The 25,542-nt window shown below is 71.9% G+C and carries 28 protein-coding genes; 15 read left to right on the top strand and 13 right to left on the bottom strand.

The window, feature by feature from the left end:
* Positions 1-20: 20 nt before the first annotated feature.
* The 6 genes from ACIGXO_RS03700 to ACIGXO_RS03675 form a co-directional block, all read right to left on the bottom strand.
* Positions 21-935, bottom strand: coding sequence for an aminoglycoside phosphotransferase family protein (locus ACIGXO_RS03700; RefSeq protein WP_399779616.1), 915 nt, complete (start codon positions 933-935; stop codon positions 21-23).
* A gap of 30 nt (positions 936-965) precedes the next feature.
* Complete coding sequence (locus ACIGXO_RS03695; protein ID WP_399779614.1) at positions 966-2,078, bottom strand: ABC transporter substrate-binding protein; 1,113 nt, start codon at positions 2,076-2,078, stop codon at positions 966-968.
* Between the two features lie 112 nt (positions 2,079-2,190).
* A complete protein-coding gene (locus ACIGXO_RS03690; RefSeq protein ID WP_399779613.1) occupies positions 2,191-2,466 on the bottom strand; it encodes a hypothetical protein in 276 nt (91 codons plus the stop codon).
* A gap of 8 nt (positions 2,467-2,474) precedes the next feature.
* On the bottom strand, positions 2,475-2,723 hold the full coding sequence (locus tag ACIGXO_RS03685) for a hypothetical protein (protein ID WP_399779611.1): 249 nt from the start codon (positions 2,721-2,723) through the stop codon (positions 2,475-2,477).
* A gap of 235 nt (positions 2,724-2,958) precedes the next feature.
* A complete protein-coding gene (locus ACIGXO_RS03680; RefSeq protein WP_399779609.1) occupies positions 2,959-3,858 on the bottom strand; it encodes a fructosamine kinase family protein in 900 nt (299 codons plus the stop codon).
* The gene (locus ACIGXO_RS03675; RefSeq protein ID WP_399779607.1) at positions 3,855-4,343 is read right to left on the bottom strand and encodes a low molecular weight protein-tyrosine-phosphatase; all 489 of its coding nucleotides are present in this window, start codon (positions 4,341-4,343) and stop codon (positions 3,855-3,857) included. Before ACIGXO_RS03675 ends, ACIGXO_RS03680 begins: the two co-directional genes overlap by 4 nt.
* Before the next feature lie 199 nt (positions 4,344-4,542).
* On the opposite strand from ACIGXO_RS03675, the gene ACIGXO_RS03670 reads away from it, so the two are divergent.
* The 4 genes from ACIGXO_RS03670 (at position 4,543) to ACIGXO_RS03655 (ending at position 8,087) form a co-directional block, all read left to right on the top strand.
* Positions 4,543-5,544 (top strand): LAETG motif-containing sortase-dependent surface protein, encoded by a 1,002-nt coding sequence (locus ACIGXO_RS03670; RefSeq protein ID WP_399779605.1) that lies wholly within the window; start codon positions 4,543-4,545, stop codon positions 5,542-5,544.
* 220 nt (positions 5,545-5,764) lie between these two features.
* A complete protein-coding gene (locus tag ACIGXO_RS03665; protein WP_399779604.1) occupies positions 5,765-7,321 on the top strand; it encodes a DHA2 family efflux MFS transporter permease subunit in 1,557 nt (518 codons plus the stop codon).
* A 141-nt stretch (positions 7,322-7,462) separates the two neighbouring features.
* Entirely contained in the window at positions 7,463-7,870 is a 408-nt protein-coding gene (locus ACIGXO_RS03660) for a four-helix bundle copper-binding protein (protein WP_399779602.1), read from the top strand.
* Positions 7,871-7,880: 10 nt separating this feature from the next.
* Entirely contained in the window at positions 7,881-8,087 is a 207-nt protein-coding gene (locus tag ACIGXO_RS03655; RefSeq protein ID WP_399779600.1) for a DUF2180 family protein, read from the top strand.
* Between the two features lie 72 nt (positions 8,088-8,159).
* Here ACIGXO_RS03655 and ACIGXO_RS03650 read toward each other — a convergent pair whose 3' ends face one another.
* The gene (locus ACIGXO_RS03650) at positions 8,160-9,131 is read right to left on the bottom strand and encodes a GNAT family N-acetyltransferase (protein WP_399779598.1); all 972 of its coding nucleotides are present in this window, start codon (positions 9,129-9,131) and stop codon (positions 8,160-8,162) included.
* A 225-nt stretch (positions 9,132-9,356) separates the two neighbouring features.
* Here ACIGXO_RS03650 and ACIGXO_RS03645 point away from each other — a divergent pair, with 225 nt between their 5' ends.
* Complete coding sequence (locus tag ACIGXO_RS03645; RefSeq protein WP_399779596.1) at positions 9,357-10,436, top strand: tetratricopeptide repeat protein; 1,080 nt, start codon at positions 9,357-9,359, stop codon at positions 10,434-10,436.
* Here ACIGXO_RS03645 and ACIGXO_RS03640 read toward each other — a convergent pair.
* A complete protein-coding gene (locus tag ACIGXO_RS03640; RefSeq protein WP_399779594.1) occupies positions 10,339-11,772 on the bottom strand; it encodes a lipase maturation factor family protein in 1,434 nt (477 codons plus the stop codon). The genes ACIGXO_RS03645 and ACIGXO_RS03640 overlap by 98 nt on opposite strands.
* Before the next feature lie 270 nt (positions 11,773-12,042).
* On the opposite strand from ACIGXO_RS03640, the gene ACIGXO_RS03635 reads away from it, so the two are divergent.
* Positions 12,043-12,216, top strand: coding sequence for a hypothetical protein (locus ACIGXO_RS03635; protein ID WP_223735720.1), 174 nt, complete (start codon positions 12,043-12,045; stop codon positions 12,214-12,216).
* Positions 12,217-12,302: 86 nt separating this feature from the next.
* On the opposite strand, the gene ACIGXO_RS03630 is transcribed toward ACIGXO_RS03635, so the two are convergent.
* The 4 genes from ACIGXO_RS03630 to ACIGXO_RS03615 all read right to left on the bottom strand — a co-directional run bounded on the left by ACIGXO_RS03630 (position 12,303) and on the right by ACIGXO_RS03615 (position 15,321).
* The gene (locus ACIGXO_RS03630) at positions 12,303-12,878 is read right to left on the bottom strand and encodes a TIGR03086 family metal-binding protein (RefSeq protein WP_399779592.1); all 576 of its coding nucleotides are present in this window, start codon (positions 12,876-12,878) and stop codon (positions 12,303-12,305) included.
* Between the two features lie 147 nt (positions 12,879-13,025).
* Complete coding sequence (locus tag ACIGXO_RS03625) at positions 13,026-14,033, bottom strand: zinc-dependent alcohol dehydrogenase family protein (RefSeq protein ID WP_399779590.1); 1,008 nt, start codon at positions 14,031-14,033, stop codon at positions 13,026-13,028.
* A gap of 52 nt (positions 14,034-14,085) precedes the next feature.
* Positions 14,086-14,544 (bottom strand): RpiB/LacA/LacB family sugar-phosphate isomerase, encoded by a 459-nt coding sequence (locus ACIGXO_RS03620; protein ID WP_399779589.1) that lies wholly within the window; start codon positions 14,542-14,544, stop codon positions 14,086-14,088.
* Between the two features lie 18 nt (positions 14,545-14,562).
* A complete protein-coding gene (locus ACIGXO_RS03615) occupies positions 14,563-15,321 on the bottom strand; it encodes a triose-phosphate isomerase family protein (protein ID WP_399779587.1) in 759 nt (252 codons plus the stop codon).
* A 209-nt stretch (positions 15,322-15,530) separates the two neighbouring features.
* Between ACIGXO_RS03615 and ACIGXO_RS03610 the strand changes: the two genes are divergently transcribed.
* From ACIGXO_RS03610 to ACIGXO_RS03600, 3 genes are all read left to right on the top strand, one after another.
* Positions 15,531-16,631 carry an LLM class flavin-dependent oxidoreductase gene (locus ACIGXO_RS03610; RefSeq protein WP_399779584.1) on the top strand — a complete coding sequence of 367 codons (1,101 nt, stop codon included), beginning with the start codon at positions 15,531-15,533 and terminating at the stop codon, positions 16,629-16,631.
* On the top strand, positions 16,628-17,272 hold the full coding sequence (locus ACIGXO_RS03605) for an FMN reductase (RefSeq protein WP_399779583.1): 645 nt from the start codon (positions 16,628-16,630) through the stop codon (positions 17,270-17,272). Before ACIGXO_RS03610 ends, ACIGXO_RS03605 begins: the two co-directional genes overlap by 4 nt.
* Before the next feature lie 172 nt (positions 17,273-17,444).
* A complete protein-coding gene (locus ACIGXO_RS03600; protein ID WP_399779581.1) occupies positions 17,445-17,792 on the top strand; it encodes a DUF1330 domain-containing protein in 348 nt (115 codons plus the stop codon).
* 37 nt (positions 17,793-17,829) lie between these two features.
* Here ACIGXO_RS03600 and ACIGXO_RS03595 read toward each other — a convergent pair whose 3' ends face one another.
* Positions 17,830-18,837, bottom strand: coding sequence for an aminoglycoside phosphotransferase family protein (locus tag ACIGXO_RS03595; RefSeq protein ID WP_399779579.1), 1,008 nt, complete (start codon positions 18,835-18,837; stop codon positions 17,830-17,832).
* Between the two features lie 298 nt (positions 18,838-19,135).
* On the opposite strand from ACIGXO_RS03595, the gene ACIGXO_RS03590 reads away from it, so the two are divergent.
* From ACIGXO_RS03590 to ACIGXO_RS03565, 6 genes are all read left to right on the top strand, one after another.
* On the top strand, positions 19,136-19,756 hold the full coding sequence (locus tag ACIGXO_RS03590) for a TetR/AcrR family transcriptional regulator (protein ID WP_399779578.1): 621 nt from the start codon (positions 19,136-19,138) through the stop codon (positions 19,754-19,756).
* A 178-nt stretch (positions 19,757-19,934) separates the two neighbouring features.
* Positions 19,935-21,155 (top strand): cytochrome P450, encoded by a 1,221-nt coding sequence (locus ACIGXO_RS03585; protein WP_399779576.1) that lies wholly within the window; start codon positions 19,935-19,937, stop codon positions 21,153-21,155.
* A 37-nt stretch (positions 21,156-21,192) separates the two neighbouring features.
* Positions 21,193-21,387: a ferredoxin gene (locus ACIGXO_RS03580; RefSeq protein WP_399779574.1), complete on the top strand. Its 195-nt coding sequence runs from the start codon at positions 21,193-21,195 to the stop codon at positions 21,385-21,387.
* Entirely contained in the window at positions 21,384-22,622 is a 1,239-nt protein-coding gene (locus ACIGXO_RS03575; protein ID WP_399779573.1) for an NAD(P)/FAD-dependent oxidoreductase, read from the top strand. Before ACIGXO_RS03580 ends, ACIGXO_RS03575 begins: the two co-directional genes overlap by 4 nt.
* Positions 22,623-22,696: 74 nt before the next feature.
* Positions 22,697-25,201: an excinuclease ABC subunit UvrA gene (gene uvrA, locus ACIGXO_RS03570; RefSeq protein WP_399779571.1), complete on the top strand. Its 2,505-nt coding sequence runs from the start codon at positions 22,697-22,699 to the stop codon at positions 25,199-25,201.
* An 84-nt stretch (positions 25,202-25,285) separates the two neighbouring features.
* A complete protein-coding gene (locus ACIGXO_RS03565; protein ID WP_399779569.1) occupies positions 25,286-25,501 on the top strand; it encodes an EF-hand domain-containing protein in 216 nt (71 codons plus the stop codon).
* The last annotated feature ends 41 nt before the right edge of the window (positions 25,502-25,542 follow it).

Below are 25,542 nucleotides of genomic sequence, written 5' to 3'. Positions count from 1 at the left end.
GTGTCGGCGCGCGTGATCGGTCAGGTCCGGGTGCGGCCGTGCCGGCGGGCGTGATCGGTCAGGATCTCCTCGATGACATGCCGGGCGATGGCCGCCATGACTGGGTTCGTGACCCGGTAGTACCGCAGTTCGGCGAGGGCGACCGACAGCGCCCAGCCGCGCCCCCGCGCCCAGGCCGCGTCGTCGGCCCCCACGGCGGTACGGAAGACGGCCCGGGCGCCCGCCGGCAGGAGGTACCACGCGGCGATCAGGTCGACCGCCGCGTCGCCCAGCCCCAGACACCCGAAGTCGATGACGGCGCTCAGCCGCCCGTTCTCGACCAGGACGTTCCCGGGCTGCAGATCCGCGTGGATCCACACCGCGGGCCCGGTCGGCGCGGGAGCGCGCAGCGCCTCCTCCCACGCGGCGGCCGCCGTCGCGGTATCGATGACCCCGCGCAGCGTTTCCACCGCACCACGCGTCGCGGCGTCCCGCGCCGCCAGGGGCTCACTCCGATAGGAAGGCGGCCCGCCGGCGGTGTCGATCCGGCGCAGCGCACCGATGAACCCGGCCAGATCCTCGGCGAAGGGGCCGGGGTCGAACCCGGATCCGAGGTCGGGGCCGGACCCGGGGGCGGACCCGGTGCGGCCCGGAAGCCACCGGTAGACGGACCAGTGCCAGGGATACCCCTCGCCGGGCACCCCCTTGCCCAGTGGTACCGGAACGGCCACCGGCAGCCGAGGGGCGAGCCACGGCAGCCACCGGTGCTCCTTCGCGACATCGTCGGCGGAACCCGCGGCGCGCGGCAGACGCACGACCATGTCCTGGCCGAGCCGGTACATGGCATTGGACGTACCCGCCGAATTCACCGGCTCGACGGGAAGCCCCGCCCACCGCGGAAACTGCGCACCGACCAGCCGGCGCACGAGCCCGACATCGATCCCGCCGCCACCCACTAGTAACCCCCCGGGATTTGCCGTGTTCTCTCAGCCGTTATGGCGGATCCGGAAACGATAGGCATCCGCCGGGTCCCGATCAACGACTTGAATCGGCGCCCCGGCCCATTGCCACACACTGCTGCCTGTCATACGGGAGAACTGAATCCGCCCGCGGGTGCCTTCCACCGCAACGCGCGGCCAGGATTCGGCAATACGCGCCCGGTCCGTTCCGTGCGAACGCAGTACCTCGGCGAGAACGGCGACCGTGTCGTACCCCTCGAAGGCGACGAAGGAGGGCGCTTCGCCCAGCTGCTCGCGGAGGGCCGTATCGACTCGCGCGCCGAGTGGGGTGAGGCGCTCGGGCAAGTAGCGCAGAAACGGAATCCCGGCGCCGTCGTCGCCCAGCGACTTCGCCCATTCGGCGAACTCCGGCTGCCCGGCCGGAGCGCCCATCACTATCTCGGTGAGGCGCTGGTCGCGGCGGACAGCCTCGACGACCGGGACCGCCGGCTCCGGGTGGCCGACCAGAAGAAGGAGGGCCGTCGCGCGATGGGCGACGAGTCCGTCGCACACGGCGGCGGGGTCGAGCGCGCTCATGTCGAATTCGACGACGGTGCCGCCGTGTGCGGCGAAGCAGTCCCGCAGAATGCGGGTCCCGGACGCCCAGTAGACACTCGGCTGGGTCGCCACGGCGATGCGGCCGTGGCCTGCGCCGAGCAGAAAGTCCGCGTAGACCCGCCAGCCGCGGGACTGCGGCGGCGCGAGGCGCGCCACGTATTCCGTCGGCTGTTCGGTGAGCGCGTCGAGCACCGCTGACGAGCAGAGGTACGGCAGGCCGAGCGCCTGGGCCCTGGTGGCAGCGGCGCGCGCGACGACGCTGTGATACTCGCCCGCCAAGGCGGCCACGCCCAGGCGAGCCAACTCCTCCACCGCCGCCCCGGCCTTCCGCGGATCGGCCGCGGTGTCCCGCACCACCAGCTCCAACGGCCTTCCGCCGACCCCGCCGGCGTCATTGACTTCACGAACGCCCAACTCCAGCCCGGCGAGCAGCTGTTGACCCGCCTCGACCCACCCGGGCCGGGTCAACGGAACGAGAGCGCCGATCCGGACGGCTGATTCGTCAGTGCGTTCCGCACCGGTTGGCGATGGCGGCGTATTCATGTGCTGGCGTCTCCCATGTGGCGATGCGGGCCACTGTACGAGTGGGCCCCTGCCCGTAGTTGGGCAGGGGCCCGGTCGCGCCCTGACTCAAGACCTGGCTCTCAAGGCCCTGTTACGTGTGGCCGGCGAGCTGGAGCATCTGGACCCTTCCGTTGCCTCCGCCGTCGTCCAGGACCAGGAATGTGGCGCGTGAGCCCTGGCTCAGGCGGATCTGGAACTGATCGCCCAGCAGCCTCTTGTAGTTCGTGTCACCGGCCTTCGCGGCTGCCTGAGCGGGGTGGAGCCCCTCGCTCTGGATCGCGTTCTGGAATATGTCGAACTTCTCCTGCTCGGAGTCGGTGAGCTGGCCGTTGACTTCCATCCGGCTCTTGTCGAACGTCCAAGGCATGACGTCGCCTATTCCGTCGTCACGGTGATGTCCTCGAGCGTCAGGTTCTTGACGGCTAATTCGACGCCGCCGAAAGATCGCTCGAACTCATTTCGTCCCACCCGGAGCTTGTTGACCTCGGTCGCGGACCCGCCGGCCGTCATCTCGAAGTTTCCATCGGCCTTGCAGTCGACGATCACCTTGGTCTGCCTGCCGAAGGCCCAGGTGGGGATGTGTGCCTGTACTTCCTGCGGGGCGACTCGAAAAGGACCGGCCATGAGTAATGCCTCCCGTGATTCTCGGTTTTTTCCTCTTCTCGCCCAAATGGGTATCGGTCTTTTCGGTTTGCCGTCAAGGTTGCCTTGCGTCGGACCGGGCGAATTCGGACGCCCTGAAGATCCTGAATAAGTCTGGTACCGGAAAACGTAGGGCGTTTCTGTTGGTTGTCCGGAAAGTGCCCACAGATTTACGGAGGTTTCGTCGTCGCGGGCCCGGCCGACCGTGGGGAACGGGTCAGATCGTGGCCAGGACTGTGCGGGAGGCCGCGAGGGCCTGCTCGGCGTAGGCGCGGCCGAAGAGCACCGTGTGCACCAGCAGGGGGAAGAGCTGGTGCAGGGCGATGCGGTCCGCCCAGCCGTCGGCGAGGGGCGCCGCCTCCTGGTAGCCGTCCAGTATCCGGTCCAGGTGAGGGCAGCCGAACAGATGGAGCATGGCCAGGTCGGTCTCGCGGTGTCCGCCGTGCGCGGCCGGGTCGATCAGCCAGGCGTCGCCGTCGGCGCCCCACAGCACGTTGCCGTTCCACAGGTCGCCGTGGAGCCGGGCGGGCGGCTCGGCAGGGCCCGCCAGTTCGGGCAGCCGCTCCACCACTCGCTCGATCACGGCCGCCTCGGCGGGGCGTACCGTGCCGTCGTCGACCGCGCGGCGCAGGTAGGGCAGTACCCGGTACTCGCCGTACCAGCGCGGCCAGTCGGTGCCGGGGACGTTGCGCATCGGGGCCAGGCCGATGGTGGCGTCCTCGGGGCCGCCGGGCGGCGGGGCGCCGAACGCGGGCGCGCCGGCGGCGTGCAGGGCGGCCAGGTCGCGGCCGAGGTGGGCCGCGGCCGCCGCGCTCGGCCGGCCGGCCGCCACGCGGTCCATGACCAGCCAGCGCCCGTCCTGGCCGTGCACCGCCGGGAGGCGGACCGTGCCGGCGTCGGCCAGCCAGCGGAGCCCGGCCGCCTCGGCCCGCACCGCGCCGGGGTCGTCGCCGCGCTTGACCACCACGGTCCGCCCGCCGTCGAGCGTGACCTCGGCGAGCGCGGGGGACAGCCGCCGCTCGGCGGTCACGGACCGTCCGGTGAGCCGTGCCGCCACGGCCCCCGGGCCCTTGTCACCCCCGGCTGCCGGACCGTCGGCCGTCGGACCCGCGGTCATGCGTCGTCCGGGCGCTCGGGCACCCCGTCCAGACGCTCGCGCACCCAGGCGAGCAGCCCCGGCGTCGCGGCTTCGATCATGGCCAGCATCTCGTCGAAGCCCTCCGGGCCGCCGTAGTACGGGTCGGGCACTTCCCGCTCGCCGGCGGCCCGCGGGTCGAAGGACCGCATCAGCCGGATCCGGGACGGCTCCGTCACCAGGCGGCGCAGCGCCTTTTCATGGCCGCGGTCCATCGCCACGAACAGATCGGCGTCCAGATGCTCGGCGCCGACCTGGGCCGCGATGTGCTGCGTCGGGTAGCCATGCCGGGTCAGTACTTCACCGGCCCGTTCGTCGATCGGTTCACCGACGTGCCAGGGGCCGATACCGGCACTGCTGACCCGTACCGCGTCCTCCAGGCCCGCCCGGCGCAGCTGCTCCTCGAAGACCAGCGCGGCCGACGGGGACCGGCAGATGTTTCCGCTGCAGATGAAACTGATGTGCACGGCACCAGGGTACGGCCGCGATCGGCGGCGACGTGGTACCGCGCCGTCCTGCGCCTCCGTCACCCGCCCCCGCTATGAGGGAGATCACAAGGGGCTTGCCCGTGTGCAGCGCAACCTGCTGACGGGGCGGTGGGTCACGTAAGCGTCCGGCGTCCGTGTCCATGTCCGGCGCCCATGTTCGCTGCCACGAAAGGGTTCCATGAAGCTCTCCCGCGCTCTCTCGGCCGCCGCTGCGGTCGTCGCCGTCGGCTCCATGTCACTGCTCGCTTCTCCCGCCGCGTACGCGGCGGGAGTAACGCCCACGGACAGCGGTACCCCTTCCGCGTCGGCCACGACGACACCGAGCGCCAAGGCAACACCCAGCGCCAAGACGACACCGAGCGCCACCCCGTCGCCGACATACACCCGCCCGGCCTTCTGTTCCGGGATTCCGGACGAGGAGCGCGGGAAGACCGAGCTGCGTGGCCTGCCGAGCGAGATCGTCGCCGGCTCCGGGTGGCATGAGTTCACGTATCGCGTCAGCAACGTCTCCACGGTCACGCTGATGGAGACCGATGTGACGCTCTACCTCGGCACCGCCGACCCGGAGATCGACGATGTCTCCGAACTCGCCGTCACCGTCGAGTGGTTCAACCCGAAGAGCGGCTCGTGGCAGCCCGTCGAGGGCGAGGGCGCGGAGTGGGACGACAACCAGGACTTCGCCACCGTGGGCACCCTCAAGCCGGGCGACTACGCGGACGCCAGGATGCGCATCAAGATCGGTAAGGGTGCCGAGGCGGGGGCGGGCTACTTCTTCACCACGGGGTATTCGTACGGCGAGGACGACCAGTGCGGCTATGACGACATCAGCCAGTTCGACTTCACCGTCCTGGCGGCGGGCGGTGATCCCGGCGAGGTCGAGGACGCCGAGGGCAAGCCGGGCAGTGCGGACGGCCTGCCCGGGCCGGTGAAGGACCGGCCCGGAGACGGCAAGGACGACCACGCGCCGCGGGGTGAGCACACGTCGCGGGGTGACCACGCACCGCAGGGCGACCACGCACCGCAGGGCGGCCGCGCCGAGCTGCCCGTCAGCGGCAATCTCGCCGAGACCGGTGCGTCGAGCGCGCTGCCGACCGTGGCCGCCCTCGGCGGCGCCGCCGTCCTCGCGGGCGCGGGCGCCGTCGTGGTCGTACGCCGCCGCCGGGCCACGGCGGGCGAATAAAACGACGAGGTCGGTGCGGAACTTCAATAGACTGACGGCGCGATGAAGAAAACGGGGGCAGGGGTCGTGGACACCGTGCAGGTGACGCTCAGGGGGGACCGTAAGCAAGGGGCGGCGGCCGCCATCGCGTAATTCCGCGGCGATGCCGCTCCCGCCCGGCGGCCGACCACGGCGAGCCCGCGCCCGATCCCGAACACGTTCCAGTGAGGTGTGCCCGACCATGACCGAACCCGCGACCGCCGGGGGCGTGGAGTCTCCGCCCGGCAGTTCCCCCGCGCGCGCCCCCGTGCGCGCTTCCGTACTCATAACCGTGCTGGTCGTCTCGGCCTTCGTGATGATCCTCAATGAGACGATCCTGAGCGTCGCGCTGCGCGACCTCACCGTCGACCTGGGCATCTCCACCACGACGGTGCAGTGGCTGACCAGCGGCTTCCTGCTGACCATGGCCGTGATCATCCCCATCACCGGCTTCCTGCTCGAACGCTTCACCGCGCGCCAGGTCTTCCTGGCCTCACTGACGCTGTTCACCCTCGGCACGCTCGTCAGCGGTCTCGCGCCCGGGTTCGGGGTGCTGATGGCCGGGCGCGTGGTGCAGGCGTGCGGCACCGCCGTCATGCTGCCGCTGCTCATGACCTCGGTGATGCGCCTCGTACCGCCCGAGAAGCGCGGCGCGACGATGGGCACGATCAGCATCGTCATCGCGGTCGCCCCCGCCGTGGGCCCGACGGTGGGCGGTGCGGTGCTCGCCTCGCTGGGCTGGCGCTGGATGTTCTGGATCGTCCTGCCGCTCGCCGTGGCCGCGCTCGTCATGGGGGCGGTCTGGATGCGCCTGGACGGTGAGACGCGGAAGGTGCCGCTGGACCTGCTCTCCGTAGTGCTGTCCGCCGTCGGCTTCGGCGGCGTCCTCTACGGCCTGGCGTCCGTCGGCGAGTCCGGCGGCGCGGAGCACACGGTCCCGCCGTGGGTCCCGATCGTGGTCGGCCTCGCGTCGCTGGGCGTGTTCGTCGCCCGTCAGCTCAGTCTGCAGCGTGCGGACCGCGCCCTGCTCGACCTGCGCCCGTTCAGGACCCGTACCTTCACGGTGGCGCTGGTCCTGTCAGCGCTGCTGTTCATGTGCCTGCTGGGCGTCGGGTCGATCATGCTGCCGCTGTACCTGCAGACCGTGCTGCGTACCAGTACGTTCGTCAGCGGCCTGGCCGTCCTCCCCGGCGGGCTGCTGCTCGGCCTGCTGGGCCGTCCGGTGGGGCGGCTGTTCGACCGCTTCGGCGCCCGCCCGCTGGTGATCCCGGGCGCGCTGGCCCTGGCCGTCTCGCTGTGGCTCTTCACCTTCCTCGGCGCCGGCTCACCGCTGGCCGCGGTCATCGCCATCCACATCCTGCTGATGGCCGGGCTCGGGCTGATGATGACGCCGCTGATGACCGAGTCCCTGGGCGCGCTGGACGGGCACCTCCAGTCCCACGGCAGCGCGATCCTCGCCACGCTTCAGCAGGTCGCGGGCGCGTTCGGCACGGCCGTCTTCGTCACCGTCGCCTCCCTGAGCACCTCCGACCCGTCGGGCGCGCCCGACGCCGGCGGTCTGCGCACGGCGTTCATGGCCGCCGGAGTCATCGGTCTGCTCGCCTTCGTCACGTCGCTGTTCCTCAGCACGGCCCGGCCCGCCCCGCAGGACTCCACCCCGGCCGCCGCCACCACCGACACCGACGCCGACACCGGCACCGGCACCGACGCCGACACCAGGAAGGAAGCGCAAGCCGACGTCGTCGAGCACACCCCCTGACGCCGAGGCGGTGCTCGCGGCGATGCGGTGCATCCCCGCGGCGCCGCCTCATCGGCGCGGAGCTGGTTTCTCCGTTCCCGCGCGGGGGACTCCGTGTGGTGTCCACGGGGGCCGACCGGTGTGACGGTAAGGGAGCCGAAGATGTCCATGACTGCGAAGATGCTGGGTACCCACCCCGTCGACCTCGGCCGGGCCGGCCGCGAGGCGCTCGTGTCCTGCATCGATCAGGTACTGGAGTGCGCCCAGGCATGCACGGTCTGCGCCGATGCCTGCCTGGCTGAGGAGCAGCCGGCCGAGCTGCGCAGGTGTATCCGTACGGACCTCGACTGCGCGGACGTCTGCGCCGCCACCGCCCGGGTCCTGTCGCGGTACACCGGCGAGGACGCCGGCATGGTCCGGGACGTGCTGGAGACCTGCGCGACGGTGTGCCTGGCCTGCGGTGCCGAGTGCGAGCGCCACGCCAAGACGCACGAGCACTGCGCGGTGTGTGCCGAGGCATGCCGGAGCTGCGCGGACGCGTGCCGCGCGCTGCTGGCGACGCTGTCCTGAGGGGGGCCTCATGGAATGCTACGAGTGCGCCCGGGAGGGGGCCGCGGCTGCGGCCGTCGCCGTGTGCCGGGAGTGCGGTGCGGCGGTGTGCCTCCGCCATGTACGCACCGAAGAGACGGAGATCCTCAAGCCCGCGGGCCTGGGCAAGGTGACGAGCGATCAGTCCGCCCGCCGGCTGACGTGTCCGGTATGCCGACGAGCGGAAGCAACCGCTTGAGCGGCCTCGTGCGAGCCGAGGCTGGACGCGTGACAGCACCGGGCCTTCTTGGCCGGCCGGGCGCCGGTGGTCTCAGCGCCAGTCGTCGATCACATAGGCGTCGGGGTGGCTGTATCCGGGTTCGTTGGGCCGGTGCATGGTCACGCCCTGCAACCAAGTGCGGAAACCGCGGTCGATCATGCGCCGGTAGGCATCCGGGCGGCCCAGGTTCATTCCGGCATCCAACTCGCCCAGTCCGCGCTCGGCGGCCAGCCGCTCGCACGCGTCGAGCAGTCGCTCGAACCGGTCGGCGGCCTCCGGACCAGGACGTACGGCGCCGAATTTGACGAAGCACACGTCCGTGCCGGCCTCCGACCCGGCGCCGCAGTGGCAGACGGCCAGGCCATCGAGCTCGGAGCCGGCGCCATGGAGCAGGATGGTGTCACCGAGTCCCTGCGCGTGCACGGCCACGATCTCGCGTTCCAGGCTCAGGCCCTCGTACACGGCTCCGGTCAGTGCGCGACAGAGGCTCAGCGCGTCGGGCCGCTCGGCGGCGGGCAGCTCGCCGTAGAGCACCCGGCCGGGGACTGCGGCACCGTCTGCGACCTGCTTCTTCATGATGGCTGTGAGGAATCGGGGCCAGAAACCGTAGCGGCGGTAGAGCTCAAGATGCTTGGCACTGTGCGAGAAGGTGAACAGGCCGAGGTGGCGGTTCCCCCAGGCGTCGAAGCAGTCCATGACCGGCTCCATCAGACGCCTGCCGATGCCCTGGTCCCACAGATCCGGACGCACGGTCAGCGGGCCGAAAAAACCGACGCTGCCCCAGTTGGTGGCGAAGTTCGATCCGGCGAGCTCGCCCTCGACCGTCGCCGCGAACGCCGCCCGCGGATCTGCCGCCCAGCGCGTACGGACGTAGTCCACGGTCCCAAAAGGATCAGGTGCCCCGAGGAACGTCCCGAAGGCCGTCCTGCAGATCTCATCGGCCCGATCCAGCTCCGACTCACCCAGCGGGCGGACTGATACCGGGGCCGCTCCACTCTTGCGCTCCGCTACCGGTGGGCTCATCGCTCTCTCCTTCCCACCCCATTCCATCGCACCACGGGAGTACCTCGCGGGCGAGGCGAACGGTCCCACCACCCCTAGGGGACTCCCCGTACATCTCCAAGGTGATCGTCCGGCCTCCCGTACATCCTCCGGCGGATGCGGATAACCGCAGGTGGAGGGACGAATGGCGGGGTCCGGGCCGCATAGCGTCGAGCCTCGACGACCGACATGACCAGGAGGCTCGCGATGTACGGGAAGGCATTCGCTCCGGAGTATCAGGGGGAGCTGGGGGCGGAGTTGAGTGTGAACTCCTCGTACGAGGACGTGCTCGTCGCGGCGCGGAGAGTGCGGGGCGCGGCGGGGACGCCGGGGGACGCCGCGCGGGCCGCGCTCGCGGAGGCCGAGGCCGGGCGGCGGCTCGGGCGGGTGGCGGAGGCGGGGGACGCCTGGCGGGCCAGCTACCGCAGTGCGCGGGACGCGCAGGACGCCGGCGGGATGGCGTGGGCGCTGTGGAGCGGCGGCACTCTCGCCCGCCAGTGCGGGCGCCTCGCGCTCGCCCGCCGGCTGCTCGCGGCCGCCGTCGCGTTCGCCGAGCAGGGCGGTGACCGCCTCGCCCACGGATACGCGCTGGCCGGGCTCGCCGAGACCGGCCGGATACAGGGCGACTACGAGGCCGTCGCCGAGCTGCACGAAGAGCTGCTGGCCCAGGCCAGGGCGCACGGCGAGGCCCGGCACATGGTGTGGGCGATGTCGGGGATCGCGCAGATGCACCGCAACAAGGGGGAGTACGAGAAGGCGCTGGAGCTGTTCGAGGAGTCGGTGCGGATCGCCGAGGGGGCTGACGACGTGCGGGGGCTCGCGTGGTCGTTGCGCGGGGTGGCCGACGTGCGGTCCGAGCTGGGGGAGACCGAGGAGGCGCTGCGGCTGCTCAGCAAGGGGGAGGTGCTGTGCCGGGGGCTGGATCTGGCCGGAGCGCTGGCGTACAACCACAAGATGCGCGGGAACGTGCTGTACCGGGCCGGGCGGTACGAGGAGGCATGTGCCGTCTACAGGGGTGCGCTGGCGGAGTTCCGGGCCATGTCCGAGCCGCGCGGCAGCGCCCTCGCGCGGCTGGGGCTGGTGAAGTCGCGGGCGCGGACGGGCCGGCCGTACGACGAGGTGGTCGCCGAGCTGGCCGAGGTCGAGCGCGAGGTCACCCGGATCGGACTGCGGCACGCCCGCGACAGCGTCAGGGCCTTTCGCGCAGAGCTGTCGGCGGGAAGAACTGCCGTACCGGCTCCCGGTGCCACCACGCGCCGGTCTCCCGCAGTTCCCGCCAGGTCGTGAAGCGGTAGCGGTAGAACAGCGCTCGTACGTGCCGGGGCGGCGCGTCGGGGAAGGGGTTGCGGCGGAGCAGGCGCAGGGTGTCGCGGTCGTTCTCCAGGAGACGCTCCAGGAACGGGCCGAACCAGCGTCCCGCGTAGCCCGGCGACAGCGCCGCGAACCACATCAGCCAGTCGAGCCGGAGGTGGTACGGAGCGAACGGACGCGGCATGCGGCGTACGTCGCCCGGCTTGCCCTTGAAGTCGTACTCCCGCCACTCCGTGTCCTCGGTGATCACCTCGTCCGCCGTGCCCTCGATGACCACCTCGTGCCGGATACGGGTGATGGAGCCGAACGCGCCGTACGCGTTGACCAGGTGCAGCGGCTCGAACGAGGTGTTCATCCGCTGCCGGCGGGAGAGCAGATTGAGCGCCGGGCGGTAGCTGAGGTACAGCACCCCCGCGGTCGCGGCGATGACCAGGATCTCGTACCAGAGCGGGGGCGGGGCGAGGTCCGCCGGCGGGCCGGCGAGGCCGCCGAGGCCGACCGCAGAGGCGTCCACCACGGACACCGCGATCACGATCGTCGCCCAGTTCAGCCAGGCGAAATTGCCCGAGAGCACCAGCCACAGCTGGGTGACGATCATCGCCAGCGCCGCCCAGGTGGCGATCGGCTGCGGCGTGAAGAGGAGGACGGGCGCGAGGAGCTGCGCCACGTGGTTCGCGGCCGTCTCGACGCGGTGCAGCGGCCGCGGCAGATGGTGGAAGAACCAGCTCAGCGGGCCCGGCATGGGCTGCGTCTCGTGGTGGTAGTACAGGCAGGTCAGGTCGCGCCAGCACGGGTCGCCGCGCATCTTGATCAGTCCGGCGCCGAACTCCAGCCGGAACAGCAGCCAGCGCAGCAGCCACAGCACAAGGACGGGCGGCGCGGTGCGCGCGTTCCCCAGGAAGACCGCCAGCGCGCCCGTTTCGAGGAGCAGCGTCTCCCAGCCGAAGCCGTACCAGGTCTGCCCGACATTGACGATCGAGAGGTACATCGCCCACAGCGCGGCCCACCACACCATCGAAACCCACAGCGGCACGGCGTCGGCGGCGCCCGCCAGCACGGCCGCCGCCAGCAGCGCCCCCGCCCACGCCCAGCCCGCGAAGAAGCGGTCCGAGAAGCGCCAGTGGAAGACCGACGGCGCCACCCGGAAGGGCACGCGGCGCACGAAGTCCGGTACGGGGGTCATGCCGCGTTCCCCGATCAGCGCCCTGAACTGCAGCGCCGCCGACACGAACGCGATCACGTACAACGCGGCCAGGCCCCGCTGGAAGACCAGCCGGCCCAGCCAGTACCCGGGTGCCGAAAACCACTCCACACCCCTATCCGTAGCACTGTGGCGGGTCGCTGGAGTGGCTGAAACGGGCCGTACGGAGGCAGTTTCTCCGTCCTGTAACCCTATCGACGGTAATTACCGCGCAGCGGGGAACCCATGTCGTTAGGCTGGGGGGCGACGGACGACCTGTCTGGGAGATGCCGACATCCTCGGCCCGTCGCGGGATGCGCCACGAACCATGGCCGAACTCCCGGTTGTGACATACGGCGCCACCGCGTCAAGTACCTCATCCCTTTGGCTAAGGAGTGCGTGGTGGCACCGGAACAGACGATCAGCAAGCAGCCCCGACCGAAGCAGGGCGAGCGCCAGGGGCGCATCCGGGAGGTGCGCAACCTCGAGGTCTGGAGCCGCTGCGCCCCCGTCCACCTGGCGGGCTGCGACGACGAATCGACGGCTGAGCAGCACATCTTCCGCGGGATCGACTGACACGCAGGCCGGCCGGGTGACCCGGCCGGCCCGTTCGTCCGCCGGCCGCCGTGCGCGGCCGGCGCCTCTCTTCTTCGGGCCGTCGGCTACGGACGGCGGCCCAGCAGGCAGAGCAGCCGGGTCTGGTCGTCGGCGCCCGGCGGCGGCTCGATCGCCGGTGCGAAGAGCCCCGTTTCCTTGAGGTCCTTGGCGTACGGTTCGACCTCCCGCAGCGCCGTGGTCACCAGCTCTCCCGGCAGCTCCTCGGACGCGCCCACCGCCCGTGACAGGTCCCAGGCGTGCACGACCGCGTCCATTGTCATCTGACTGCAGTACGCGGCCGCGCCGGTCAGCCCGTACGACAGATGGACCCGCCGGTCCAGGGCGCCGGGCTCGGTGAACGCCGCGACCGCGGCGACCGCGGCGCGATCCCAGGTCGCGACCGGGTCCTCACCCAGCACGTCGCCGTCGAACTCCTCGCCGACCTCCTCGATGGTGGCACCGTCCCGCACCAGCCGTGGCACCCACAGCTGCTCGGCGGTGAGGTGGTTCACCAGGTCGCGCACCGTCCAGTTCGTGCACGGTGTCGCGGCGTCCCACTGGTCGTCGCCCACGGCGTGGACACGGTCCCCGAACAGCTCGATGGCCTCGCCGTGCCGGCGCAGAATGTCGTCGGTCTCCATGCGTCCTCAGCATAGGAGCGGGCCCCGGCGGCGGCCCCTCCCGACGCGCGTTCGTCTCGCGCGCCGGGTGACCGGATCGCGTACGTGGTGCGCAAGGAACCGGCCGATCCGGAAGTCACCACCGCCGCCGCCCGGCGGGCCCGCCGATTACGCCGGCGCCTTGTCCGGAACGATCTGCAGCTTGCGGCCCGTGCCGAGCTTGAAGGTCTCCAGGGCCTCGGCGTACTCGTCCAGCGCGAACTGGTGGGTGATCATCGTCTCGGAGTCGATGACGCCCTTGCCGAGCAGCTCCACCGCGCGCCCGTAGCTGTGCAGGATCGCCATCGAGCCGACGATGCGGATCTCGTCGTTGTAGATCCGGAACGGCGAGAACTTCGCCAGCTCCTGGTCGGGGGCGCAGCCGAACTGCTGGAACGTGCCGCCGCGGATCGGCCGGGTCAGCCCGTCCTCGATGGCCTTGATGTTGCCGGTGCAGTCCGTGACGACCTCCCAGCCCAGCCGCCGCTCCAGGTCGTCCGCGCTGGTGGCGACGTGATCGGCGCCCAGCTTCTTCGCCACCGCGAGGCGGTCCTCGTTGATGTCCACGACGGAGACGGAGCCCGCCCCGGCGCGCTGGGCGACCTGCATGTAGAGCAGGCCCATGGTGCCCGCGCCGTAGATGAGGAAGTTGTCGCCGAGCTTGGGGTCGACGATGTCGAAGCCGCGCACGATCGTCGACAGCGGCTCGATGAGCGGGGCGTGCCGCAGCTCGACGGTCTCGGGCAGCCGGTAACAGTTGCGGGCCGGTACCTTCACGTACTCGGCAGCGGCGCCGTCCACGGTGATGCCGATCGTGCCCCACTGCTCGCAGAGGTTGCCGCGGCCGATGGCACAGAAGTGGCAGGCGCCGCAGTAGATCGCCGGGTCGGCGGCGATCTTGTCGCCCTCGGCGAAGGCGGTGACGCCCTCGCCCACCGCGACGATCTCGCCGGAGAACTCGTGCCCCGGGATCACCGGGTACCGGGTGGGCCCGAACTCGCCCGCCAGCATGTGCACATCGGTACCGCACAGCCCGGCGGCGGTGACCTTGACGACGACCTCGCCGGGGCCCGGTGTGGGGTCCGGCACGGTGGTGACGTTCAGCTTGTTCGGTTCCTCGATGACTACTGCGCGCATGGTGCTCACACCTTTCGGAGGAGATCGGAGGAGAGGGAGGGGGAGCGGCGGTTCAGGCGGGGATGGCGCGGTTGCGGGACTCGACCTGCTTGATCTTCTCCACCTTGGGTGCGGAGCCGCCGCCCGCGAAGTCCGAGACCAGCCAGTGGTCCAGGCATACCAGCGCGGCATGCACTCCCATGGTGCGGCTGCCGAAGCAGGCGATCTGCGCGTCGTTGGACTTGCGGGCCCGCTCGGCGCTGTAGCTGTCCGGGATCTGCGCGGCACGGATGCCGGGCACCTTGTTGGCCGCGATGGCCATGCCGATGCCGGTGCCGCACACGAGGACGGCGCGTTCGTGCTCGCCGCGGGCGACGCTGCGGGCCACCCGCTCGGCCACGTCCGGGTAGTCCTCGTCGGGGGTGGCGCTGAGGTCGGTGACCGGGTAGCCGCGGTCCGTGAGGTGCGCGATCATCGCGTCCTTCATCTCGAAGGCGGCGTCGTCGCAGCCGATGGCGATGCGGTAGGTCATGGAGTCTCCCTGGAGTGATCAGACGGGGGCGATCTCGTCGAGGACGCGGCGCAGGCCCTCGGTGTCGTGCGCGAGCCGGCCGAGGAACAGGCCGTCGACGGGGCCGGCGGAGAGCCGGGCGTACGTACCGGGCCCGGCGGTGCCGCCGTAGATCAGGCGGCCGCGTACGTCGTGCTCGTCCAGGCAGCCGCGGATCGCGGCGGCCACTGCGAGAACGTGATCGGCGGGGGCGGGATCGGCGGCGCCGATGGCCCAGACCGGCTCGTAGGCGATGACCACCTCACTGCCCGGCACGGCGCCCGCGAGCGCGGACCGCACCTGCGTGAGGGTCTCCTCGACGGCCGCCCCGAGGTCGGCGCCGTCCCGCTCGCCCGCGCAGACGACGGGGACCAGCCCGGCGGCGGTGGCGGCGCGGGTCTTGGCGCGCACGGTCTCGTCCGTCTCGCCGAAGTGCGCGCGCCGCTCGGCGTGCCCCACCTCGACGTACGTGGCGCCGGCCTCGGCGAGCATCCCGGCGGACACCTCGCCGGTCCACGGGCCGGACTCGGCCCAGTGCACGTCCTGCGCGCCGAAGGCCACGCCGGTGCCGGCCAGCAGCTCGCGGGCGTCGGCCAGGGCCGGGAAGGCGGGGAGGACGAACAGGTCGACGGCGCGTGTACCGAGCGCGGCGGTACCGGCCAGCGCGGCGACGTCCGCGAGCCACTTCCGGGTCTCGGCGAGACCGAAGTACAGCTTCAGCGAGACGCCGATCACGGGGCGGCGGAGGTCAGGAATCACGTCGTTCATGATGCTTAGAACAAAAGCACATGTGAAGTTCTCAAATCAAGACGTGAACTTCACGGGATCGGTGTTATTTCTGCTCCCCGTCGCGCCGGGGCGGGCCGGGTGGCGGAGATGCGGAATAGTCACGAGGTCCGATACGGTTGGCGGAGTAGTTCACGATTCAACTACCGCGAGCTCTCGCGGACCGTACGGAGGCGGCCACCATGCAGTTCGGGATCTTCACCGTCGGAGACGTCACCACCGACCCGACGACGGGCCGGACGCCGACCGAGCACGAGCGGATCAAGGCGATGCTCGCCATCGCGCTCAAGGCGGAGGAGGTCGGCCTGGACGTCTTCGCGACCGGCGAGCACCACAACCCGCCCTTCGTGCCGTCCTCGCCGACCACCATGCTCGGCTACCTCGCGGCGCGCACGGAGAAGCTGATCCTCTCCACGTCCACCACGCTGATCACCACCAACGACCCGGTGAAGATCGCCGAGGACTTCGCGATGCTGCAGCACATCACCGACGGCCGGATGGACGTGATGATGGGGCGCGGCAACACCGGCCCGGTCTACCCCTGGTTCGGCCAGGACATCCGCCAGGGCATCCCGCTCGCCATCGAGAACTACGCCCTGCTGCACAAGCTGTGGCGCGAGGACGTGGTCGACTGGGAGGGCAAGTTCCGCACCCCGCTGCAGGGCTTCACCTCGACGCCCCGCCCGCTGGACGGCGTACCGCCCTTCGTGTGGCACGGCTCCATCCGCAGTCCGGAGATCGCCGAACAGGCCGCGTACTACGGTGACGGCTTCTTCCACAACCACATCTTCTGGCCCAAGCACCACACCCGGCAGATGGTCCGGCTCTACCGCCACCGGTACGCGCAGTACGGCCACGGCACCGCCGAGCAGGCCATCGTCGGCCTCGGCGGCCAGGTCTTCATGCGCAAGAACTCCCAGGACGCGGTGCGCGAGTTCCGTCCGTACTTCGACAACGCGCCGGTCTACGGGCACGGCCCCTCCCTGGAGGAGTTCACCGAGCAGACGCCGCTGACCGTCGGCTCCCCGCAGCAGGTCATCGAGCGGACCCTCGCCTTCCGTGACTACGTCGGCGACTACCAGCGCCAGCTGTTCCTGATGGACCACGCGGGCCTGCCGCTGAAGACCGTGCTGGAGCAGCTCGACATGCTCGGTGAAGAGGTCGTCCCCGTGCTCCGCGAGGAGTTCGCCAAGAACCGCCCGGCCGAGGTGCCGGACGGACCCACCCACGCGGCACGCGTCGCCGAGCGTGACGCCGCGGCCCTGGAGGAGGTGGCGGAATGAAGCCGCTGAAGATCGTGGCCGTCTCGGCGGGGCTGGGCGTCCCGTCGTCCACCCGCCTGCTGGCCGACCGGCTGGCGGAGGCCACCCGGCAGCGGGTGGCCGACGAGCCGGGCCGCGCGGTGGAGGTGAGCGTCGTCGAACTGCGCGACCTGGCCACCGACATCGCGCACAACATGGTGACCGGCTTCCCGTCGCCCGCGCTGGCCGAGGCGATCGAGGCGGTGACGGAGGCGGACGGCCTGATCGCCGTCACGCCCATCTTCACCGCCTCCTACAGCGGGCTGTTCAAGTCGTTCTTCGACGTCGTCGACAACACCGCGCTGATCGGCAAGCCCGTGCTGATCGCGGCCACCGGCGGCACGGCCCGGCACTCGCTCGCCCTGGAGCACGCGCTGCGCCCGCTCTTCGCGTACCTGCGCGCGGTGGTCGTACCGACCGCCGTGTACGCCGCGTCCGAGGACTGGGGTACGGGCGGCAGCGGCCCCGGCGGCGCGCTCACGGAGCGCATCGACCGGGCGGCGGGGGAGTTGGCCGCGCTGGCCCTCGGGCGGGCGGCCACGGCACCCGTGGCCGAGCCGGCCGACGACGCCTTCGACGTCGTGCCCTTCGCCGAACAGCTGGCCGCACTGCGGGCCAACTGACCTTCGCGGCACGGTGTACCGCAGCCCCGCCATGACCTCAGAGGTCATCGACGCGCTGACCCGGGCGTGGAAACGTACGGGTCGGCGCGGGCCGCACGAAGCGGCCGGCGGCCATTCGGTCACCCGGTCTCATCCGGGCATCCGGCCATTCGGGCAAGGAGAGGGGACTGCCATGAGTGCGTACGCCGTGGGTCACATAAGGGGCGAGAGCCGGCACGAGGACGTGCTGTCCTACATGGAGCGCATCCAGGAGACGCTCGACCCCTTCGGGGGCCGCTTCCGGGTGCACGGCGCCAAGGCCGAGGTCCGCGAGGGCAGCTGGCCCGGTCACCTGGTCCTCATCGAGTTCCCGGACCTGGACAGCGCCCGCGCCTGGTACGACTCGCCCGCCTACCAGGAGCTCATCCCGCTCCGCACCCGCCACCTCGACGCGGACATCCTGCTGGTCCCGGGCGTCCCGCCGGGCTACGCGCCGGCGCAGCGGGCGGCGGCCCTGCGCGCGGCGGCGGGCGCGGTCTAGCACCCGTGCCGGCGCGCCGGCCGGTGCGGCGCGCGGTTCACAGACCGGCGACCTCCGCCAGCACCCTGGCTTCCGCCAATTCCTCGGCGCCGCCCGGTACATCGTCGTGCGCGGCGGCATACAGGGCGCTCTCCACGGAACGGGCCACGCCCCAGGCCGCCGCGCGCTCGGGCGGTACGCCGAGCCGGTCGGTCAGCAGCCGCAGCCGGGTGCGCAGCAGGGGCTCCGGTGCGTCGTACTCGAAGGGATCGTCCAGCTGTGTCACCAGGGGCCACAGGTCGTACCCCGGGTCGCCGGTCATCGGCTTCGGGTCGATGGCGAGCCAGCCGCGCGGGCCGTCGGCGGCCAGGACGTTGCCGGGGTTGAAGTCGCCGTGCACGACGACCTCGCGGCGGGCGGCCGCGGGCAGCTCGCGCAGCAGGGACGCGCCGAGTTCCACCAGGCCGGGGTCGTACGGCGGCCGGAGCCGGGCCATGCGTTCACGTACCAGGTCCGACCATTCGGCGCAGACCACGGCCACGGTCTCCAGCTCGCCGTCCGGGGGCCGCGGTGCGCGCCACAGGGCGTCCAGTACGTCGGCGGCGCGGCCGAGCCCCGCTTCGGGGGAGAGCGCGGTGTCCGGGGGAGCGGCGTGCCGGTCGGCTTCCGGTACGGCGTCGAGCAGCGTGGTGCCCGGTACGCAGCGCTCGAGGAGCAGCGCGTGCCGCGCCGGGTCATGGGCGAGCAGCCGGACCGCGCCGTGGCCGCCCCAGGCGCGCAGCGCGGCCGCCTCGCCCGCCGCCTCCCGGTGCGGCCAGGTCACCTTCAGGACGGCCGGGCCGCCGTCGGGCAGCCGCACCGGGGCCACCCAGGAGCAGCTGCCGCCGTGGAACGGCGGTGACAGCCGCAGCTCCCACTGTTCCGCGGCCTCGCGGACCAGCCCCGGCAGCCGCGCCAGCCAGGCCCGCCCCGAGGCGTGCGCACTCACGGTCCCGGCAACGGGAAGACCGGGCGGGAAGAGGTCGGGCCGCCAGGGAGCGGCGCTGGAGCACGGGGGCTGGGGCATGGCCGCACGGTAGCGGTCGCCGGGGCTGTGCGCTGCCGGTTTTCGGGGCGGTGCGGTGGCCGCGCGGCAGGGCCGGGGGCGCGGTATGAAACTCTTAAGGGCCTGTGTCATAACTCCGGCCGGATCAGAGCGCGTCGTCTGGTGCCGTGCTATCGCAAGGCGCCGGAAGGGCCTCGTAGCGGAGCTACTAGGCCCTTTTGGCAACGCCGCGAGAGTGCGTGCCAGGCGGCGGGCGCCCGGCCGGGGTGATGACACAGGCCCTAAGGGCCCGCCAGGACGAGAAAGAGGCGTACGGCGCATGACGGAAAGCGCGGCCGCACGGCCCAGGAACCCGCGCGGCCAGGGTGACCGGCTGCGCGAGGAGCTGCTGAGCGCCACGGAACGGCTGCTGGAGCAGGTCGGCAGCGAGGACGCGCTGTCGCTGCGCGCGGTGGCCCGCGAGGCGGGTGTCGCGGCGCCCAGCATCTACCGGCACTTCGCGGACAAGACCGAGCTGGTCTGGGCGACGATGCAGGTCAGCTACGAGCGGCTGGTCGAGGACATGGCGGCGGCCGGCGCGCTGGTCCCGGAAGGCGACCCGGTGGCCCGGCTGCGGGCCCGGCTGCGCGCCTACTGCACGTACGCCGTCGACCATCCGGCGAAGTACCGCCTGCTCTACGAGACCCGGCAGTCCCCGGTCGGCCCCGAGCGGCTGGCGCAGCACCCGGCGGGCCTGCTGGTACGCGGCCTGCACGACGCGCTGGCCGCGTGCGAGGAGGCGGGCTGGCGAGTGCGCGGCTCCCGGGAGGAAGCGCCGTACGTCCTGTGGTCGGCGGTGCACGGCCGGGTGATGCTCTGGCAGGTCCTCCCCGCGGCGAAGAACCCCGAGCGCCTGCACCGCTTCGTGGACGAAATCCTCGAACTGCTGCTGGAGCGCTGACCTTCGTACAGCGCTCCAGGCCCTGTGGCCAGGGGCTTTGAGTTGTAATGAGCAACTAACCTCCCGCTCTCCGTACCCCCGGCTCGTTTACCTGCGCAATACACATGTAAGTTTACGGTTGTTAGGCGAAGCCCCACCGCGGCGCACGTCCTCGCTGTACGTGCCTTCTAGGAGCGACATGACCGTCACTTCCCCCCATGCCCCGCTGCCCGTGGAACCCCCCACCGGCTGCCCGTTCGACCCGCCCGCCGAGCTCGGCCGGATGCGGATCGAGGAGCCGATCAAGAAGATCTCGCTGCCCGACGGCAGCTGGGCCTGGCTCGTCACCCGGTACGCGGACATCCGGGCGATCCTCGGCGACACCCGCTTCAGCTCCGACACCACCACCCCGGGCTACCCGCTCAGCGGCATGACCGGCGGCGCCAACCAGGAGAACCGCGGCTTCATCCGTATGGACCCGCCGGAGCACACCCGGCTGCGCCGGATGGTCACCCGCGAGTTCATGGTCAAGAAGGTCGAGGCGCTGCGCCCGGAGATCCAGCGGATCACCGACGAGCTCTGCGACGCGATGCAGACCGCCAAGCTGAACGGCGCGGACTCCGTCGACCTCGTCGAGGCCCTCGCGCTGCCCGTGCCGTCGATCGTCATCGGCCTGCTGCTCGGCGTCCCGTACGAGGACCACGAGATCTTCCAGGGACTCACCGGCAAGCTGCTCTCCCGGACGATCCCGCAGGAGGAGGCCGACGCCGCCCGCAAGGAGCTGCGCGCCTACCTGGACGGCCTCGTCACCGCCAAGGCGGCGGACCCGGGCGACGACATCCTCAGCCGCCTGATCGTCGAGCAGCAGCGGACCGGCGAGATCGACCACGACGAGGTCATCGGCTTCGCCGCGCTGCTGCTGGTCGCGGGCCACGAGACCACCGCCAACATGATCGGCCTCAGCGCGCTGAGCATGATGGGCGAGCCGAAGACCGCGCAGCAGCTGCGCGAGGACCCGTCGCTGATCCGCGGCGCCGTCGAGGAGCTGCTGCGCTTCCACAGCATCATCCGCAACGGTCCGCGCCGCGCCGCCACCGAGGACATCGAGATCGGCGGGCAGCTGATCCGCGCGGGCGAAGGCGTCGTGGTCGCCGTACCGTCCGCCAACCGCGACCCGGAGACCTTCGAGGACCCCGACCAGCTCGACGTCTGCCGCCCCAACGCCCAGCACCACGTCGCCTTCGGCTACGGCATCCACCAGTGCCTCGGACAGGCGCTGGCCCGTGTCGAGCTGCAGGTCGTCCTCGGGACCCTGCTGCGCCGTTTCCCCACGATGCGGCCCGCCGTCCCGATCGAGGACATCCCCTTCCGTACGGACATGGCGATCTACGGCTGCCACGAGCTGCCGGTCACCTGGTAATCCCGTCCTCCCCCTACCCCCACAGGAGCAAGAAGCCATGAACATCACCCTCGACACCGACAAGTGCTGCGCCGCCGGCCAGTGCGTACTCGTCGCCCCCGAGGTCTTCGACCAGCGCGACGAGGACGGCATCGTCGTCCTGCTGGACGCCCAGCCGCCCGCCGAGCAGCACGCCGCCGTCCGCGAGGCCGCCGCCATCTGCCCCGCCGCCGCCATCCAGGTCGACGCATGACCGTCGGACGCATCGCCGTCGTCGGTGCCTCGGCGGCGGGCCTCGCCGCCGTCGAGGCGCTCCGCCGCGGCGGCTGGACCGGTGAGCTGACGCTGGTCGGCGACGAGCCGCACCTCCCGTACGACCGGCCGCCGCTCTCCAAGCAGCTGCTGAGCGGCGATTGGGAGAGGGACCGGCTGGGGCTGCGCACGGCCGACCAGCTCGACGCGCTGGACCTGGACGTCCGGCTCGGTACCAAGGCCACCGCGCTGGACGCCGGGACGCGCACGCTGACGCTGGCCGGCGGGGAGCGGCTGGAGTGCGACGGCGTGATCGTCGCCACCGGTGTCCGGGCCCGCACCCTGCCGGGGCTCGCCCGCCTGGACGGCGTCCACACGCTGCGCACGCTCGACGACGCGCTCGCGCTGCGGACCTGGCTGTCCGGCGCGCCGCGGCGGCTGGTCGTCGCCGGCAACGGCGTGCTGGGCTGCGAGGCCGCGGCCGTGGCCCGCGAGCTCGGCCACGAGGTCACGCTCGTCGGCCGCGACCCGCTGCCCATGGGCCGCCTCGTCGGCGACGGCGTGGGCGCGCTGCTGGCCGCCGAGCACGAGCGGCACGGCGTCCGGATGCTCACCGGCAGCCTGGACGTCGTGGAGACGGTGGACGGCCACGTCACCGGCGTGCGGCTCACCGACGGCAGCACGCTCGGCGCCGACACCGTCCTGCTCGCCATCGGCTCCGAGCCGGCCGTGGACTGGCTGCGTGCCGACGCGGCCCTGGACACCGCCGACGGGCTGCGCTGCGACGAGTACTGCGCGGCGGCGCCCGGCGTCTACGCCGCCGGTGACGTCGCCCGCTGGTACCACCCGGGCCACGGCCGCCACCTGCGGATCGAGCACCGGATGAACGCCACCGAGCAGGCCATGGCAGCGGCCAAGAACCTGCTGGTGGAGCTGGGCGTCTCGCAGGACGAGCGCCGCCCGTTCGCGCCGGTCCCGTACTTCTGGTCCGACCAGTACGGCATGAAGCTCCAGGCGTACGGGGTGCTCGCGGGCGCCGACCGGGCCGAGACGGTGCTGCTGGACAAGGAGCAGCGGCGGGTGGCCGCGCTGTACGGCCGCGACGGGCAGGCCACCGGCGTGCTCGCCGCCGGACTGCCGCCCCGGCAGATCCGCGGGCTGCGCGCGGTGATCGCCACGCCGGGGCCGTGGGAGGAGGCGCACTCGCGCCTGCTCGCGGCCGTCGGCGCGGAGTGAGACGTCGGAGTGAGACGGGGGACGCGGGCCGGCGGGGTGCGACCTGCCGGCCCGCGTCCCCGATCATGGAGGGCATGACCGATTCGTACGTACGGGTGCGCGGCGCCCGTGAGCACAACCTCCGCGCCGTCGACGTGGCCATCCCGCGCGACGCCTTCTGCGTCTTCACCGGCGTCTCCGGCAGCGGCAAGTCCTCGCTCGCCTTCGGCACCCTCTACGCCGAGGCGCAGCGCCGCTACTTCGAATCGGTCGCGCCCTACGCCCGGCGGCTGATCCACCAGGTCGGCGCGCCCAAGGTCGAGGAGATCAGCGGGCTGCCGCCGGCCGTCGCCCTGGAGCAGCGCCGCTCGGCCCCCACCTCCCGGTCCTCCGTCGGCACCGTCACCACCCTCTCCAACAGCCTGCGGATGCTCTTCTCGCGCGCGGGCGACTACCCGGCGGACAGCACAGGGCGGCTGGACTCCGACGCCTTCTCGCCCAATACGGCGGCGGGCGCCTGCCCCGAGTGCCACGGGCTGGGCCGCGTTCACCGGGTCACCGAGGACTCCCTCGTCCCCGACCCCTCGCTCTCCATCCGCGACGGCGCCATCGCCGCCTGGCCCGGCGCCTGGCTCGGCAAGAACCTCCGCGACATCGTCGCCACGCTCGGATACGACATCGACCGCCCCTGGCGCGACCTGCCGCAGCGGGACCGCGACTGGATCCTCTTCACCGAGGAACGCCCGGTCGTCACCGTGCATCCGGTACGCGAGGCGGGACGCATCCAGCGGCCGTACAAGGGCCAGTACCAGAGCGCCCGCCACTACGTGCTGCACACCTTCGCCGACTCGCAGAGCGAGACGCAGCGCAAGCGCGTCGCGCAGTTCCTGGTGTCCGAGGCGTGCCCGGCGTGCGACGGGCGGCGGCTGCGGCCCGAGGCGCTCGCGGTCACCTTCGCGGGGCACGACATCGCGGCGCTGGCGGGCATGCCGCTCGGGGCGCTCGCGGCGCTGCTGCGGCCGACGGCCGAGGGCGCGGACGGCAGCGAGGGTACGGCCGAGGAGAGCGTGGCGGGCACCCTCGCGCGCGACCTCGTCGCCCGCATCGAGGTGCTGACCGAACTGGGCCTCGGCTACCTCAGCATGGACCGTCCTTCACCCACCCTCTCCGCCGGAGAACTCCAGCGGCTGCGCCTGGCCACCCAGCTCCGCTCCGGCCTCTTCGGCGTCGTCTACGTCCTGGACGAGCCCTCCGCCGGGCTGCATCCGGCCGACACCGAAAGCCTGCTCACCGTGCTCAACCGCCTGAAGCAGGCGGGCAACTCCCTCTTCGTCGTCGAGCACGACATGGACGTCGTCCGCCGGGCCGACTGGCTCGTGGACGTCGGACCGCGCGCCGGTGAGCACGGCGGCCGGGTCCTGCACAGCGGACCGGTCGACGGCCTCGCGGACGTGCCCGAATCCCTCACCCGCCGCTACCTCTTCGACGGGCCCGGCGGCGACGGTGGACCCGGCGGCGGTGCGTGCGGTGACGGCGCGCGCGAGCCGCGCAAGCCCTCGGGCACGGTGCGCCTCTCCGGCATTCACCTCCACAACCTCCGAGGGCTGGACGCGGAGTTCCCCCTCGGAGTCTTCACGGCCGTCACCGGCGTCTCCGGGTCGGGCAAGTCGACCCTGGTCACGCAGGTACTCGCAGACGCCGTACGGGAGCGGCAGGGCGGCCCGGGCCCGGAGGACGACGAGGAGACCCGCCCGACGGCCGAACTGGCCGCCGCGGAGGGGCTGGACGCCATCGACCGGCTCGTCCGCGTCGACCAGAAGCCCATCGGCCGCACCCCGCGCTCCAACCTGGCCACGTACACCGGCCTGTTCGACGCCGTACGGAAGGTCTTCGCAAGCACCGACGAGGCGCGCGCCCGCGGCTACAAAGCGGGCCGCTTCTCCTTCAACGTCGCCTCCGGGCGCTGCGAGACCTGCCAGGGCGAAGGCTTCGTCGCCGTCGAACTCCTCTTCCTCCCCGGTACGTACGCACCGTGCACGGCCTGCCACGGCGCCCGCTACAACCCCGAGACCCTGGAGATCACCTACCGGGACCGCAACATCGCCGAGGTGCTGGAGATGACCGTGGACACCGCGGCGGACTTCCTCGCCGAGGTGCCCGCCGCGGCCCGCAGCCTCCGCACGCTCCAGGAGGTCGGCCTCGGCTACCTCCGCCTCGGTCAGCCCGCCACGGAACTCTCCGGCGGCGAGGCCCAGCGCATCAAGCTCGCCACCGAACTCCAGCGCACCCGCCGCGGCCACACCCTGTACCTCCTCGACGAGCCCACCACCGGGCTGCACCCGGCCGACACCGAGGTCCTGCTGCGCCAGCTGCACGGCCTGGTCGACGCGGGCAACACCGTGGTCGTCGTCGAGCACGACATGGGCGTGGTCGCGGGCGCCGACCACGTCATCGACCTGGGGCCGGGCGGCGGCGCCGACGGCGGCCGGATCGTGGCGTCCGGCCCGCCGGCCGAGGTGGCGGCGGCGCGGGGCAGCCGCACGGCGCCGTACCTGGCGCGTGCGCTGGCCGGCTTTGGCGAGGACCGGGGAAGGCCATGACCGGCCTTTGGTGACAGTCGGTTAATGTACCCGGGTCGGTTACCCGCACGACACCACAACAGCACCGCATGAAGGGGGCACCCCGTGGCAGACATCGAGCAGGCCAAGGCCACATTCGCACGGTTCGACGCGAACGGCGACGGCAAGGTCACGGCCGAGGAGTTCAAGCACGCGATGGCCGAGATGGGCGACGCCTACGTCACCGGCCCCGTCGCCGAGGCCGTCATCAAGGCCAAGGACACGAACAGCGACGGCCTGCTGTCCTTCGACGAATTCTGGACCGCCCTCCAGAAGTCCTGACCCACCCAGCCGAGCCCGACCCGCTCGGCCGCGCCCCCCTG

The organism is Streptomyces sp. NPDC053542, from assembly GCF_044544685.1.
Taxonomy (GTDB): Bacteria; Actinomycetota; Actinomycetes; order Streptomycetales; family Streptomycetaceae; genus Streptomyces.
The sequence above is the reverse complement of the archived record's forward strand: the minus strand, read 5'-3'. Positions and strand labels throughout refer to the sequence as shown.